This is a genomic window from Desulfoluna butyratoxydans, assembly GCF_900699765.1.
GTDB lineage: Bacteria > Desulfobacterota > Desulfobacteria > Desulfobacterales > Desulfolunaceae > Desulfoluna > Desulfoluna butyratoxydans.
Window position 1 is genome coordinate 94,302 of sequence record NZ_CAADHO010000015.1, and the last position, 13,773, is coordinate 108,074.

The following is a 13,773-nucleotide window of genomic DNA, read 5'->3' on the forward strand; positions in this document are numbered from 1 at the left end:
TGATAATGACTGTTGAATATCGATGTGTTTATTTCGATCTGTATGCGATAAAGGCAAGGAACGTAACCGGTCTTTTTTGGGGGCGGCATGGGGCTTGCGGTGCGCTTGTCGGTGCGGGAGCCGCACCCTACGGGCGTGTAAACTCAAAGATATCTATTGTATCTCCTTTAAAAAAACAGCAATTTGTTTCGGTTTTAGGTTGATCCCCCGACGTTGTTGGGCTAACCGTCCCTTAGCCCTTAGCCCTTAGCCCTTAGCCCTTAGCCCTTAGCCCTTAGCCCTTAGCCCTTAGCCCTTAGCCCTTAGCCCTTAGCCCTTAGCCCCTCAGTTATCACCATGACGAACCAGGATCCTTTTCAGGCCACATTGGATAAAACATTTCATCAGCATATCCTCGATTTTCTGGAGTACCTTTCGGCCCAGAAAGGGTACTCGGACCATACCGTGCGGGCCTACCGTACCGACCTCAAGGGGTTTTACGGGTTTTTTGCGGAGTTTTCCGGCTGCGCAGATGATTCTACGCAGAGAAATACCCGCCTGAGCCCGGATGCTGTTGACGTCATCTGTATAAGGGGGTACCTTAACAGGCTGCATAAAGAGGGGCTTTCAAAACGCTCCGTGGCGCGGCGACTTTCTTCTCTTCGGTCCCTGTACAAATTTTTGAAAAAGAGGGGGGTGGTGGAGGCGAGTCCCCTGGACACCATCCGATCCCCGAAGCTGGACAAGACCCTTCCCGCTTATCTGACGGTGGACGACATGTTTCGGCTGCTCGATGCCATGGATGACGGCACCCTTCTTGCCAGGCGTAACATTGCCATGTTCGAGTTGCTGTATTCAAGCGGGCTCCGCGTATCCGAACTTTCGGGCCTTGACTGTCCCCACATCAATTTTGGCGCACACAGCGTTCGCGTGCTCGGCAAAGGCAACAAGGAACGCGTTGTTCCTGTGGGAGAGCGCGCATTGCGCGCCATCCGGTTTTATCGGGAGACCCTTGAAGAGGAAAAAAAGGTGCCTGCCGACAAGGGGCCGCTGTTTTTGAACAAGAACCTTGGGCGACTTTCCACGCGATCCGTGGCCCGGACCCTGGAGAAGACAGCCAAAGAGAGCGGGCTCACCGTGCCGGTCTCTCCCCATGCCCTGCGGCACTCCTTTGCCACTCACATGCTCGACGGGGGGGCGGATTTGCGGGGCGTCCAGGAGATGTTGGGCCACGTGAGCCTGTCCACCACGCAGAAGTACACCCACGTGTCCATTGAGCGATTGACACAAGCCTATGACAAGGCCCATCCCAGGAAGTGAATGTGGGTGATACGGCACCATAAAGCCTGGCGTGGAAACAAAGCGTAAAAAACGATGCCTCCGGCGGCCAGGTGGGGCACCTGGAAACCCTGCGGCGAATGCATGGAGGCAGGCATCATGCAAACGGTTTCGGGGCATTCGAGCGGGGTGTGACATGTGGCCACCGTTTTGCAGGAGAGGCCTATTTCATTCTCCTGAAAACCCGAAGAAGAGCACTGGGGATTCGCTTGACTTTAACCGGAATAACTCCGGCGGAAAGGTGGTGTCACTTTTAAAACGGTGTACCACAGGGCTTTGCTTCTCGTTCCTCGTGAAATAACCGGGATAGGGCAGTGGATGCTCCGAGCCCCTCGCGTTCGTATTGGCGAGAGGGGGGGGGCTCGTATGTCGCAAGTGCATGGTCTGCCGGTGCGTTCGTGTCAACTCTCGGGTCAAATCATATTCGTATTTGAGACGGCGTACATTTGAAATATGTGCTTAAGACCTGTTTGTTAAACTTTTTAAAAGTTTAGCCCCCGGCAGGGCCGCCGGAGGCATTATTTGTGGTTTTAGCCTAATTGTGGAGATGAAGACGATGATGGAGAAGAGTGTCGCAGATATTCTTATTGAATCTCTGCCCTACATACGGATGTTTGCCGGCAAGACCATTGTGGTGAAATACGGCGGCCATGCCATGGTGGATGAGCAGCTCAAGGAAGACTTTGCCCGGGACATCACCCTGATGAAGTACATCGGGTTGAACCCGGTGGTGGTCCACGGCGGCGGTCCCCAGATCAACCTGGTGCTGGACAAGATGGGCATCGACTCCACCTTTGTCCGGGGCATGCGCATGACCGACGACGAAACCATGGACGTGGTTGAGATGGTCCTTGGCGGCAAGGTAAACAAGTCCATTGTGGCCCAGGTGAACCGGGAAGGCGGTCGGGCCGTGGGGCTCAGCGGCAAGGACGGTGGTCTCATCGAGGCGGAAAAGCTGAAGATCGTCAGCGAGGAGGAGGGCAAGCCCCCCGAAATTATCGACGCCGGGCATGTGGGGAAGGTGACCCGCGTGAACCCTGAGATCATCGACACCCTCACCGCCCAGGGCTTTATTCCAGTCATCGCGCCGGTGGGCGTCGGGGAGAGCGGCGAGACGTACAACATCAACGCCGACCTGGTGGCTTCGGAGGTGGCGGCTGCCCTTAAGGCGACCCGCCTGCTTCTTCTCACGGACGTGGACGGGGTCCTCGATAAGGAGAAGAATCTGGTCTCCACCATCGAGGCGGACAGCGTGCCTGGTCTGATTCAGGACGGCACCGTCACCGGCGGCATGATCCCCAAAATTGAATACGCTCTGGCCGCTTTGAGACAGGGCGTGGAAAAAACACATATCATCAACGGGAAGCGAAGACATTCGCTGATTCTTGAACTCTTTACCGATCAAGGAATCGGGACGGAAGTGGTACTATGAATGAATGGATAGCTCGTGAAGCAGAGGTGGTGGCGCAGACATACGCCCGCTGCCCCGTGGTCTTCGTCAAAGGCGAAGGGACCACACTCATTGACGATGCGGGAAAAACCTACACGGATTTTCTTTCCGGCATCGCTGTCTGCAACCTGGGACACGCCCACCCCAAAGTGGCCGAAGCCCTTTCAGAGCAGGCATCGACCCTGTGTCATGTTTCCAATCTCTTTTATACGCGGCCCATGGTGGAGCTTGCTGAATGGTTGACCGAGCGGTGTTTTGCCGACCGGCTCTTCCTGTGCAACAGCGGCGCCGAAGCCAACGAGGCGGCCATTAAGCTGGCGCGGAAATACTTTCATGACAAGGGCGAATCACGGCATCGCATCATTACCATGGCCCGATCCTTCCACGGCCGTACCATGGCCACCCTGTCCGCCACGGGCCAGGACAAGGTCAAGGAGGGGTTTACCCCGCTCCTGCCCGGTTTTGAGTACGTGGACTACAACAACGTCAAGGCCCTTGAAGAGGCCATGGACGAAACCGTCTGTGCTGTTCTGGTGGAGCCCATCCAGGGAGAGGGCGGTGTGTGCGTACCCGACGACGGTTACCTCGAAGCGGTGCGTGCCCTGTGCGATCGCAGCGGCGCACTGCTGATTTTTGACGAGATCCAGACGGGCATGGGCAGAACGGGCAAGCTTTTTGCCCACCAGCACACCTCTGTCACGCCGGACATCATGACCCTGGCCAAGGCCCTGGGTAACGGCCTTCCCATCGGCGCCATGCTGGCCACCGACAAGGTGATGGCTGCATTTTCCAAAGGCGCCCACGGGTCCACCTTCGGCGGGACCCCCCTGGTGACTGCGGCCGCCCTTGCCGTGGTACGGGCCTTTGACGAGGAGAAGGTGGTGGACAAAGCCGCCGACACCGGCGCTTACTTCAAGGCCTGCCTTGAAACCCTCAAGGCAAAGCACGCTCTGGTTAAGGATGTGCGGGGCCAGGGCCTGCTTCTCGGCATGGAGATCGATGGCGACGGTGCTGCTGTGGTTGAAAAGGCCCTTGCAAAAGGTCAGGTGATCAACGCGGTGCAGGGCAAGACCCTGCGCTTTGTGCCGCCCCTGATCATCACGCGGCCTGAGATCGATGCCCTCATGGGCGTACTGGACGAGATTTTTACCGACATGGGCGCCGCCTGATTGTTTGATACTGTTCAGCTTCTGTAGCCTGGAAAAGGCCTCCGGCGGCCCCGCCGGGGGCCAAACTTTTAAAAAGTTTGATAAACAGGTTTTGAAGGGGTGGGTGTTTAATCAATCGAATTTGTCTGTATTTCGATTGGTTTTGGGCCTCAGTTAAAAAAAACTACACGTCATACGTGAAGGCCGCTGCGATTTACCCCGAGGAATCCGCCTACGCCCATGTCAGTGAGTTCCCATTCGATCAGCGTCAATGGGCTACGGCGCGACAATCGAGGGGGAAAGCGCAGCGGCAATAAGCTTTCAAGGTGGCACACCTTGCCGCCGGAGGCCAAGCTGAACAGCCATTATTTTTTTTGTGCGTCAAAGGAACCGATCAAGGAGAGAACGATGAAAAAAGACCTGCTGACACTCAAGGACCTGACCAAAGACGAATTTGACGCTCTGTTCGCCCGCGCGCTGGAGCTTAAGAAGAGAAAAAAAGAGGGGATTACGGACCGCCCTCTGGAAGGGAAAAGCGTGGGGCTCCTGTTCAACAAGCCCTCCACCCGAACCCGAATCTCCTTTGAGACAGCCACCATCCAGCTTGGGGGCGTGTCCATTTTCATGAATGAGAACGACACCCAGATCGGGCGCAGCGAGCCCGTCAAGGACACGGCCCGCGTTCTGGCCCGTTACATCGATTGCCTGGTGATTCGTACCTTCTCCCAGGAGCTGGTGGAAGAGTACGCCAGCTACTCAGACGTGCCCGTGGTCAACGCCCTGACCGATATGTATCACCCCTGCCAGATCCTTTCGGATCTTATGACCGTCATCGAGGCCAAGGGCAGCTACGATGCCAAGGTGGCCTGGGTGGGAGACGGCAACAACGTTGCCCACTCCTGGATGTGGGCGGCCTCCACCCTCGGGTTTGAGCTCTCCCTTGCCTGCCCCGAAGGCTTTGACCCGGATGCGGGTATCCTTAAGGAAGCCCTGGCCCGTGGTGCGAAAATCACGGTGGTACGCGATCCCAAAGAGGCGGTGGCCGCAGCGGACATTGTCTACACCGACGTCTGGGCCAGCATGGGCCAGGAAGCTGAGCAGAAGGTCCGTGAGAAAGCCTTTGAAGGGTACATCGTGGATGACGCCCTCATGGCCCTTGCCAAGCCTGATGCCTCCTTCATGCACTGCCTTCCCGCCCACCGCGGGGAAGAGGTCTCCGAGTCTGTCATGGAAGGCCCCCAGTCCATTATCTGGGACGAGGCGGAGAACAAGCTCCACATGCATAAAGCCATCCTTGATATGTTGATCAACCAGACGTTGTAAGGGGATAAAGCGCGCCTCCGGCGGACAGGGAGGCTCGCTAATCTTTCATCCTCGTACCTCTGGTTGACCGTGGGCATTAAGCAGGCGTGTATGCACTGCAAAATATGCACGCCTCACCCGCAGGGCCACGCCTGCTGCTGGAGCGTAGTGCCCCAGAGACGGTGTTTGGGTCTCTTTGGGTTCCACTTTGGGCCGGGGAAGGCGAAGGGGAGCGGATGCTGGTGTCCATGGCTCAGTCACTGTTTGTTTCCTGTCGTTGCTTCACCATCCTCACTATTTGTCTGTTGCGTCCTTTTATAACGTGGTGTTAATAAGGAGCGTGGGGGATGGCAGGGAACGAGTTGTCACTGCCGAGGTTGACGTTGACGTAATGGCCCTCTGGGGTCTTGCCTTGATGTACCATCCATACTGAATGCCCTGGTATCGTTTTCTGTATCAAGGGCGTTTGTTGTTCACTCTGATAAAAATTTAAGATGCGTTCGTAAGAGCAAAAGATCATGCAATTCCGCCTTCGTTCCTGAGCCTCAGGCGAGGCGGTGAATCCAGTCACCGCTTAAGTGTTTTGCAATGCGGTGTGCTGATGTCTTGCGAAGCCAAAAAAATGCCCAGGGGGTTATTGTGTCTGATATCAAAAAAGTGGTCCTTGCCTACTCCGGCGGACTCGATACATCTGTTATTCTCAAGTGGCTCATCGAGACCTATGATTGCGAAGTGGTGACCTTGACGGCCGACCTCGGCCAGGAAGAGGAGCTGGACGGTCTCGATCAAAAAGCTCTGAAAACCGGTGCGGTGAAGGCCTACATCGACGACCTTCGTGAAGAGTTCGTTCGCGATTACATCTTTCCTGCCTTCCGCGCCAACGCCATTTACGAGGGCCAGTACCTCCTGGGGACCTCCATTGCGCGGCCCCTTATCGCCAAGCGCCAGATGGAGATCGCCCGCATGGAAGGGGCTGACGCTGTCAGCCACGGTGCCACCGGCAAGGGCAACGACCAGGTGCGCTTTGAGCTGAGTTACCTTGCCATCGATCCCGGCATCAAGATCGTTGCGCCCTGGCGGGACTGGGACCTGAACTCCCGCACCGTGCTCATGGAGTTTGCCAAAAAACACGGCATCGAAGTGCCCCAGACCCCCAAAAAGCCTTACAGCACAGACCGCAACATGCTGCACATCAGCTACGAAGGCGGCATCCTGGAAGATCCCTGGGCCTCTGCCACCGACGAGATGTACACCATGAGCGTGCGCCCCGAGGACGCCCCGGACACCCCGGAAGAGATCGAGATCACCTTCCGCAAGGGCAACCCCGTTGCCATCAACGGCGTGGAGATGAGCCCTGCGGTGCTCTTCAAGGAGCTCAACACCCTGGGTGGCCGTCACGGCATCGGCCGTATCGACCTGGTGGAGAACCGTTTCGTCGGCATGAAGTCCCGCGGTGTGTACGAGACCCCGGGCGGAACCATCCTGCGTCATGCCCACCTGACCATGGAGTCCATCACCCTGGACCGCGAGGTGGCCCATCTGCGTGACTCCCTGATCCCCAAATACGCTGAGCTGATCTACAACGGCTTCTGGTTCTCTCCTGAGATGCGTATGCTTCAGAACACCATCGACCAGAGCCAGGAGTTCGTCAACGGCGTGGTTCGCCTGAAGCTCTACAAGGGCAACACCTACGTGTTGGGCCGCAAGTCCGACGACACCCTGTACAGCGAGGCCTTCGCCACCTTCGAAGGGGACGAGGTTTACACCCAGAAGGACGCCGAAGGGTTCATCCGATTGAACGCCCTGAGGCTGCGTATCCAGAAAATGGCGGGCAGAAAGCTGGGAGGAGAGTAATACCGATGAGCGCAAAACTCTGGGCAGGCCGTTTCTCCATGGGGACCGACAAGGCGGTGGAGGCTTTTACCTCCTCCATCCTCGTGGACAAGCGCCTCTACGCCCATGATATTCAAGGCAGCATCGCCCACGCCAAGATGATGGCCAAGCAGGGTATCATTGAGGAAGACGAGGCAGAGCTCATGGAAAAGGGGCTCCTCGAGGTGAAGGCGGATATCGAAAACGGCAGCTTCGTCTATGACGACGCCCTGGAAGATATCCACATGCACATCGAGTCCGCCCTCACCGAAAAGATCGGGGACGTGGCCAGGAAGCTCCACACCGGACGAAGCCGCAACGACCAGGTGGCCCTGGACACCCGGCTCTACCTCCGGGATGAGACCCGGGTGGTTATCGACGGCCTCAAGACCCTTCGGGGTGTCATCGTGGCGCTGGCGGAGAAACAGTTCGGTGTGGTGATGCCGGGGTACACCCATCTCCAGCGCGCCCAGCCTGTGTTGTTCTCCCATCACATGATGGCCTACTATGAGATGTTCACCCGGGACCAGGAGCGCTTCGAAGACGCCCTGACCCGTATCAACGTGATGCCCCTTGGGGCGGCGGCCCTTGCAGGGACCACCTATCCCATCGATCGCCATTACGTGGCCGAGCTCCTCGATTTTCCCAAGGTCTCTGCCAACAGCATGGACACCGTTGCCGACCGCGACTTCATCATGGAGTTCCTCTCGGCGGCCTCCATTGCCATGGTCCATTTTTCCAGGTTCTCCGAAGAGCTGATCCTCTGGTCCGCTTCCGAGTACCACTTCATCGAGATCTCCGATGCCTTCACCACGGGCAGCAGCATCATGCCCCAGAAGAAGAACCCGGATATTCCCGAGCTGGTGCGTGGCAAGGCCGGGCGGGTCATCGGCAGCCTCATGGCCATCATCACCCAGGTGAAGGGTCTTCCCATGGCCTACAACAGGGACCTGCAGGAAGACAAGCCGCCCCTCTTCGACGGGGTGGACACCCTCAAGGCGGTCATCGACATCTACGTCCGCATGCTGCCCAACATCAAGGTGATGGCGGATGTGACCCGTCTTTCCACGGAAACGGGTTTCCTGAACGCCACCGACCTGGCCGATTACCTTGCCACCAAGGGCATGCCCTTCCGGGAGGCCCACAGCGTGGCCGGCAAGGCCGTGGCCTTTGCCCTGGGCAAGGGGGTTGAGCTGGGCGACCTGTCGGCTGACGAGATGAAGGGCTTCTCCGAGCTCATCGAACCGGATATTTTTGACTTTCTCACCACCGATGCCATGGTGGAAAGACGCACCTCTTTTGGCGGCACCGCGCCGTCTCGCGTGCGCAAAGCCATGGACCAGGCCATTGCCGATCTCGGCGGAAGGATTTCATAGCCATGATGCGGGGAGGAAACAGGTGGACAGGTGGATGGGTGCGCAGGCTGTGTCTGCTGTGTGCGTTGCTTCTGGTATGTGTGGCCTGCGGCCGCAAGGCGCCTCCGGTGCCTCCCCGGTTTGACGGGTTGACACCGCCTGCGGGTGTGGCAGCCCATGTCCAGGGCGAGGCGATTATCGTGACCTGGACGGATCCGCCCAAGGCTGAGCGGCGCCTGGTGACAGGCTACCGCATCTATCTTTCCACCCTGGACGAAGGGGAAGAGGTGTGCGAAGGCTGTCCTGTGCGGTTTGAAAAAATCGGGGACGCCGGTCCGGCTGACAGGCGTTTTCGCCTGGATGTCTCGCCGGGTACGCGTTACCTCCTTGAGGTGAGGGCCACAGCCGAAGGCGGTTACGTCAGTGATCCGTCCAAGCGTGTCAAGGTGGACCTGAGAAGGGCTCTTTCCCCCACAAGCTAAGCACCGGTCTCTGACCGTTTGAATCAGGCTGTGCCGCCTTTGCGTTATTGCAAAGGCGGCGTTGCCGTTTGGTAACTTCAATCAGGATATGGCGTGATGATGCACGACGTGTTTCTTTGTCTCGGGTCCAATATGGGCGACCGTAAAGCCAATTTTGACAGGGCGCTTCATGAAATCGAGTCCAGGGGTATCGCTCGTCTTGTGGCGGTCTCTCCGCTTTACAAAACCTCACCGGTGGACTACACGGACCAGGCGTGGTTTTTAAACGGAGCCGCCCGCGTGGAGACCTCGCTTTCCCCGAGGGACCTCCTTGCGCAGCTCAAGGCGGTGGAGGCTGATCTGGGGCGTGATGCATCGGGGATCCGGTTCGGACCCAGGCCCATAGACATCGATATCCTGTTGTACGACGACCTTGTCTACAGCGACGATGAGCTCACCATCCCCCATCCTCGCATGGATAAAAGGGCTTTTGTCCTTACTCCCCTTTGTGATATAGATTCTGAGATTATTCACCCGGATACAAACAAAAAAATGCAAACACTCCTCTCTGAGATCGATGACGCATCCCAGGAGGTGGTTCCATACACAAAGGAGTAGACCGTGTTAAAGGTTCTGATTATCCTGGCCATTATCTATTTCGGTTACCGGCATCTGAAAAACAAGATGCTGAACGACATGGGGGCAGGAGGCGGCCAGAGCGGAGGGCGGCAGGGGCATGCCGACGACGTGATGGTTCAGGATCCGGAGTGCGGGGTCTATTTTCCTTTGCGCGAAGGGGTGCCCGGGAGAGTGAACGGGGAAACCTTCAATTTCTGTTCGACGACGTGCCGAGACGCTTATCTGAAAAAGCACAGCTGATGTTCCATTTCTGACGTCCCATTGGGATTCGAAAGGAGGCAGCATGAAGTTCTTCATCGATACGGCGAATGTGGACGAGATTCGAGATGCAGTCAGTATGGGTATGGCAGACGGGGTGACCACGAACCCGTCCCTCATGGCCCGCGAAGGGGGAGAGCCCGTGGCTCTTCTCAAGGAGATAACCTCCCTTGTTGCAGGCCCGGTGAGCGCTGAGGTGATCAGCCTCGACACCGACGGCATGGTTCAGGAAGCCCGGAGCCTTGCGGTGATTGCCGACAACATCGTGGTGAAGATTCCCATGACCGTGGAAGGTTTGAAGGCCGTTCGCATCTTGTCGGCGGAGGGGATCCATACCAACGTCACCCTTGTTTTTTCTCCCCTTCAGGCGCTCATGGCTGCCAAGGCCGGGGCCAATTACGTCAGCCCCTTTGTGGGGCGCCTTGATGACCTGGCCCAGGAGGGGATGCCCCTTGTGGAGCAGATCGGGCAGATTTTTGTTAATTATGAATTTCCTGTTGAGATTATCGTGGCCAGCATCCGCAACCCCATGCATGTTTTGGATGCGGCCCTGGTGGGGGCTCATATCGCCACCATCCCCCACGCCGTTCTCGCCAAGCTGGCCTCCCATCCCATGACGGACAGGGGGATCGAGATGTTCATGGCGGACTGGCAGCGGGTGCACGGGAATTGATTTATGCTACGGTGCCGTTGGCTGGGAGTGATGAGCCTCGACCAACGGCGCATTGTGATGAGAGAGGCGGGGCTGCAGGACGCAGACCGCAGGATGAATGAACCGACAGGTGATCGCTGATCAGGCGACCTGTCAGATTGGGATTCGGGCAGTATTTTATGATAAACACAATCAAGCACCCCAACAACCTGACACTTCTCCGGATGGCTTCCGTGCCGTTGATCGTCATCCTTCTGTTGTTTTCCGGAAGCCGATTCGCCACGATTCTGGCGGCTCTGATCTTTTCCGCCGCATCCATCACCGATTATCTGGACGGATTCCTTGCCCGTAAGTGGGGCCTGGAGTCTACCTTCGGCAAGGTGATGGATCCCCTGGCCGACAAGCTTCTTGTGGGGTGCTCACTGATCATGATGAGCTCCATCGGGTGGATTCCCGGGTGGGTGGTGTGCGTCATCATCGGCCGCGAGCTCGCCATTACGGGGCTTCGGAGCATCATTGCCGAGGGAGGAGAGGATGTGTCCGCCTCCAAGCTGGGCAAGTACAAGACAGGCTTTCAGATCGCCGCCATCATCCCGCTCCTGATTCATTTCAGCTACTTTGGAATCAATTTTCACGGCATTGGAATGTTTTTCCTCTGGTGCGCTCTCATCCTGACCATCTGGTCCGGCGCTGACTATTTTTTCCGCTTTAGAAAACTTCTGACCATGTAAAGTTTTTCGTTGACACCAAGCGGCTCAACGGTTAAAACACACAGGTCTTCGGGCACTGAGCGGGAATAACTCAGTGGTAGAGTGCAACCTTGCCAAGGTTGACGTCGCGAGTTCAAATCTCGTTTCCCGCTCCACAATTTTGGCGGCTTGGCCAAGTGGTAAGGCGACGGCCTGCAAAGCCGTTATTCTCCGGTTCGAATCCGGAAGCCGCCTCCAAAAAGCAAAAACAGCGATTGACCCCCCGGGTCAATCGCTTTTTTGCTTTTTGGGCCGGACGAAGTCCGGCGCGGCTTGCGCAGCAAGACGCCAGGCGGCAGCCCCGGAGGGGCAACCCGCCTCCGGTTGACCGCCCCCACACTATCCTCGATTCTTTGGTGCAACCGCTTTATTGCTTTTTGGGCATGGCGAAGCCATGCAAGGCTTGCTCTGCAAGCCTTCAGGCGGCCCCGGGCGCAGCCCGGAACCCGCCTCCAGGTTATCGAACTCTCCCGTTGTAAAGTGTTGCGAAATACCAAGCTATTGTCATGGCTCAGGCGGCAGCCCCGGAGGGGCAACCCGCCTCCGGTTGACCGCCCCCACACTACCCTCGATTCTTTGGTGCAACCGCTTTATTGCTTTTTGGGCATGGCGAAGCCATGCAAGGCTTGCTCTGCAAGCCTTCAGGCGGCCCCGGGCGCAGTCCGGAACCCGCCTCCAGGTCATCGAATTATCCCGTTCCAAAGTATTGCGAAATGCCAAGCTATGGCCATTGGCTCAGGCGACACCCCCGGAGTGCAACCCGCCTCCGGTTGACCGACCCCACACTATCCTCCTCTCCTTTCAATCTTTTCTCCGGTCGGCTATTCGTTTTTGTCGTTTACCTCGGCCGATTCCTGGGCTGCTTACGCAGCGAGGCCCCATCCTCAAGGGGTTAACCCGCCTTTCAATTTGCCGAAGCCCATCATCATTATAGGCATGTCATTGTCACGTGCTCTGTTTTGAGCTTGCAGCCAAATCGAACTGCCACAGGTGTGTGGATGATATCTCTTTACAATGGGATATGATGACGTGTAACCATTATGGGAACGTTTTCTTCTGTTCTCATGTGGCGCATGTTATCCCAACCAAGGAGGTTTTTCATGAAAGTGCTTGGCGTTTCCGGCTCTCCCATCAAAAACAGCAACACCGATCGTGCTGTCCAGGCTTTGCTGGCGGCCACCGGTCTTGATACGGAGTTCATAAAGCTTTCGGAGTATACTGTTGAGCCCTGTCGTGCGTGTCTGGGGTGTGTGAAGACCAATGTCTGCGTGGTCAAGGATGATGGTGTGCTTCTGGCCCAAAAAGCCCGGGAGTGCGATGCCATCGTCATTGCGGGGTTTACCCCATACAGCACGCTGGATTCACGGACCAAGGCCTTTATCGAGCGTCTGTATCCCCTCCGGCACCGGAAGGGCCTCATGGCAGGTAAGCTCGGGGCTGTGGTGATGACCTCTGCGGTTCCCCATGATGCTCCGGGGGCACCCCCTGTCTGCGACATGGGTATTCAGGCTGTGACCAATTATATGCAGGAGGAAGGGATAGAGTGTGTGGGGGCTGTGAAGATTACGGGCAACGTGCCCTGTGTGCGCTGCGGGTTCGGTGATGAGTGCAAAAAGTCCGGGATTAACATGATCTACGGGCCCGAGGCCACGGTGGATTCCGTGGGGATCAAGCAGTTTGAAGCCCAGCCCCTTTCCTTTGAATCGGCCGAAGCACTGGGGCGTGAAATTGCCGATCGATTGAAGGCCGGGCAAGGGGCCTGACAAAGGCTTGGGGGGCAGAGCGCTCTTTTTTTTAAAATGCTCCAATGTGGCCGTCAAACGGGCAACACATCGTGCTCGTTGCTCATTTGAACGTACGTTCTTTTCGGTGTGGCCGTGACGCGTCACGGGGTGTATTTTATCTGTTGACATCGCCCCTCTGTCCGGTTAAATACATCCTCGCCTTCGGGCATTGAGCGGGAATAACTCAGTGGTAGAGTGCAACCTTGCCAAGGTTGACGTCGCGAGTTCAAATCTCGTTTCCCGCTCCACCGATTTCGGCGGCTTGGCCAAGTGGTAAGGCGACGGCCTGCAAAGCCGTTATTCTCCAGTTCGAATCTGGAAGCCGCCTCCAAAAAGCAAAAAAGCGATTGACCCACCGGGTCAATCGCTTTTTTGCTTTTTGGGCATGGCGAAGCCATGCAAGGCTTGCGGAGCAAGCCTTCAGGCGGCACCAGGCGCAGCCTGGAACCCGCCCTCAGGTTACGAGTATTTCTGCTCTTAGGTTTTCTGGCAGCCCCGAAGAGGCAACCCGCCTCCGGTTAGCCGTACCCACACTGTCCTTAATTCTTCGGGTCAATCGCTTTTTTGCTTTTTGGGCATGGCGAAGCCATGCAAGGCTTGCTCCGCAAGCTTTCAGGCGGCACCAGGCGCAGCCTGGAACCCGCCCTCAGGTTACCGAGTATTTCTGCTCTTAGGTTTTCTGGCAGCCCCGAAGAGGCAACCCGCCTCCGGTTAGCCGTACCCACACTGTCCTTAATTCTTCGGGTCAATCGCTTTTTTGCTTTTTGGGCATGGCGAAGCCATGCA

The 13,773-nt window shown here is 57.0% G+C and carries 13 protein-coding genes and 4 tRNA genes; 16 read left to right on the forward strand and 1 reads right to left on the reverse strand.

Annotated elements, in window-relative coordinates; all coding sequences use genetic code 11:
- Positions 1 to 366: 366 nt before the first annotated feature.
- From MSL71_RS25110 to MSL71_RS25185, 16 genes are all read left to right on the forward strand, one after another.
- Complete coding sequence (locus tag MSL71_RS25110) at positions 367 to 1,299, forward strand: tyrosine recombinase XerC (protein WP_246317942.1); 933 nt, start codon at positions 367 to 369, stop codon at positions 1,297 to 1,299.
- A 577-nt stretch (positions 1,300 to 1,876) separates the two neighbouring features.
- On the forward strand, positions 1,877 to 2,749 hold the full coding sequence (gene argB, locus MSL71_RS25115; RefSeq protein WP_180146910.1) for an acetylglutamate kinase: 873 nt from the start codon (positions 1,877 to 1,879) through the stop codon (positions 2,747 to 2,749).
- Positions 2,746 to 3,936 (forward strand): acetylornithine transaminase, encoded by a 1,191-nt coding sequence (locus MSL71_RS25120; RefSeq protein WP_180146857.1) that lies wholly within the window; start codon positions 2,746 to 2,748, stop codon positions 3,934 to 3,936. The genes argB and MSL71_RS25120 overlap by 4 nt, the downstream gene beginning before the upstream one ends.
- 387 nt (positions 3,937 to 4,323) lie before the next feature.
- The gene (gene argF, locus MSL71_RS25125) at positions 4,324 to 5,238 is read left to right on the forward strand and encodes an ornithine carbamoyltransferase (RefSeq protein ID WP_180146860.1); all 915 of its coding nucleotides are present in this window, start codon (positions 4,324 to 4,326) and stop codon (positions 5,236 to 5,238) included.
- 618 nt (positions 5,239 to 5,856) lie between these two features.
- Positions 5,857 to 7,071 (forward strand): argininosuccinate synthase, encoded by a 1,215-nt coding sequence (locus MSL71_RS25130; protein ID WP_343052832.1) that lies wholly within the window; start codon positions 5,857 to 5,859, stop codon positions 7,069 to 7,071.
- A gap of 5 nt (positions 7,072 to 7,076) precedes the next feature.
- Positions 7,077 to 8,465, forward strand: coding sequence for an argininosuccinate lyase (argH, locus tag MSL71_RS25135; RefSeq protein WP_180146866.1), 1,389 nt, complete (start codon positions 7,077 to 7,079; stop codon positions 8,463 to 8,465).
- A 2-nt stretch (positions 8,466 to 8,467) separates the two neighbouring features.
- Positions 8,468 to 8,926 carry a fibronectin type III domain-containing protein gene (locus MSL71_RS25140; protein ID WP_180146869.1) on the forward strand — a complete coding sequence of 153 codons (459 nt, stop codon included), beginning with the start codon at positions 8,468 to 8,470 and terminating at the stop codon, positions 8,924 to 8,926.
- A gap of 96 nt (positions 8,927 to 9,022) precedes the next feature.
- Positions 9,023 to 9,523, forward strand: a complete 501-nt coding sequence (gene folK / locus MSL71_RS25145) for a 2-amino-4-hydroxy-6-hydroxymethyldihydropteridine diphosphokinase (protein ID WP_180146872.1) — start codon at positions 9,023 to 9,025, stop codon at positions 9,521 to 9,523.
- Between the two features lie 3 nt (positions 9,524 to 9,526).
- A complete protein-coding gene (locus MSL71_RS25150; RefSeq protein ID WP_180146875.1) occupies positions 9,527 to 9,784 on the forward strand; it encodes a hypothetical protein in 258 nt (85 codons plus the stop codon).
- Positions 9,785 to 9,827: 43 nt separating this feature from the next.
- On the forward strand, positions 9,828 to 10,475 hold the full coding sequence (fsa, locus tag MSL71_RS25155; RefSeq protein ID WP_180146877.1) for a fructose-6-phosphate aldolase: 648 nt from the start codon (positions 9,828 to 9,830) through the stop codon (positions 10,473 to 10,475).
- A 158-nt stretch (positions 10,476 to 10,633) separates the two neighbouring features.
- Positions 10,634 to 11,185 carry a CDP-diacylglycerol--glycerol-3-phosphate 3-phosphatidyltransferase gene (pgsA, locus tag MSL71_RS25160; RefSeq protein WP_180146880.1) on the forward strand — a complete coding sequence of 184 codons (552 nt, stop codon included), beginning with the start codon at positions 10,634 to 10,636 and terminating at the stop codon, positions 11,183 to 11,185.
- A gap of 59 nt (positions 11,186 to 11,244) precedes the next feature.
- Positions 11,245 to 11,319, forward strand: a tRNA-Gly gene (locus tag MSL71_RS25165).
- A 7-nt stretch (positions 11,320 to 11,326) separates the two neighbouring features.
- Positions 11,327 to 11,401 (forward strand) — tRNA-Cys (locus MSL71_RS25170).
- 902 nt (positions 11,402 to 12,303) lie between these two features.
- Positions 12,304 to 12,966, forward strand: coding sequence for a flavodoxin family protein (locus MSL71_RS25175; RefSeq protein ID WP_180146883.1), 663 nt, complete (start codon positions 12,304 to 12,306; stop codon positions 12,964 to 12,966).
- A gap of 194 nt (positions 12,967 to 13,160) precedes the next feature.
- A tRNA-Gly gene (locus MSL71_RS25180) sits at positions 13,161 to 13,235 on the forward strand.
- An 8-nt stretch (positions 13,236 to 13,243) separates the two neighbouring features.
- Positions 13,244 to 13,318, forward strand: a tRNA-Cys gene (locus tag MSL71_RS25185).
- Positions 13,319 to 13,526: 208 nt separating this feature from the next.
- Here the strand turns inward: MSL71_RS25185 and MSL71_RS25190 are convergent.
- On the reverse strand, positions 13,527 to 13,773 hold a 247-nt coding region (locus tag MSL71_RS25190), incomplete at its 5' end, for a hypothetical protein (RefSeq protein WP_218951137.1).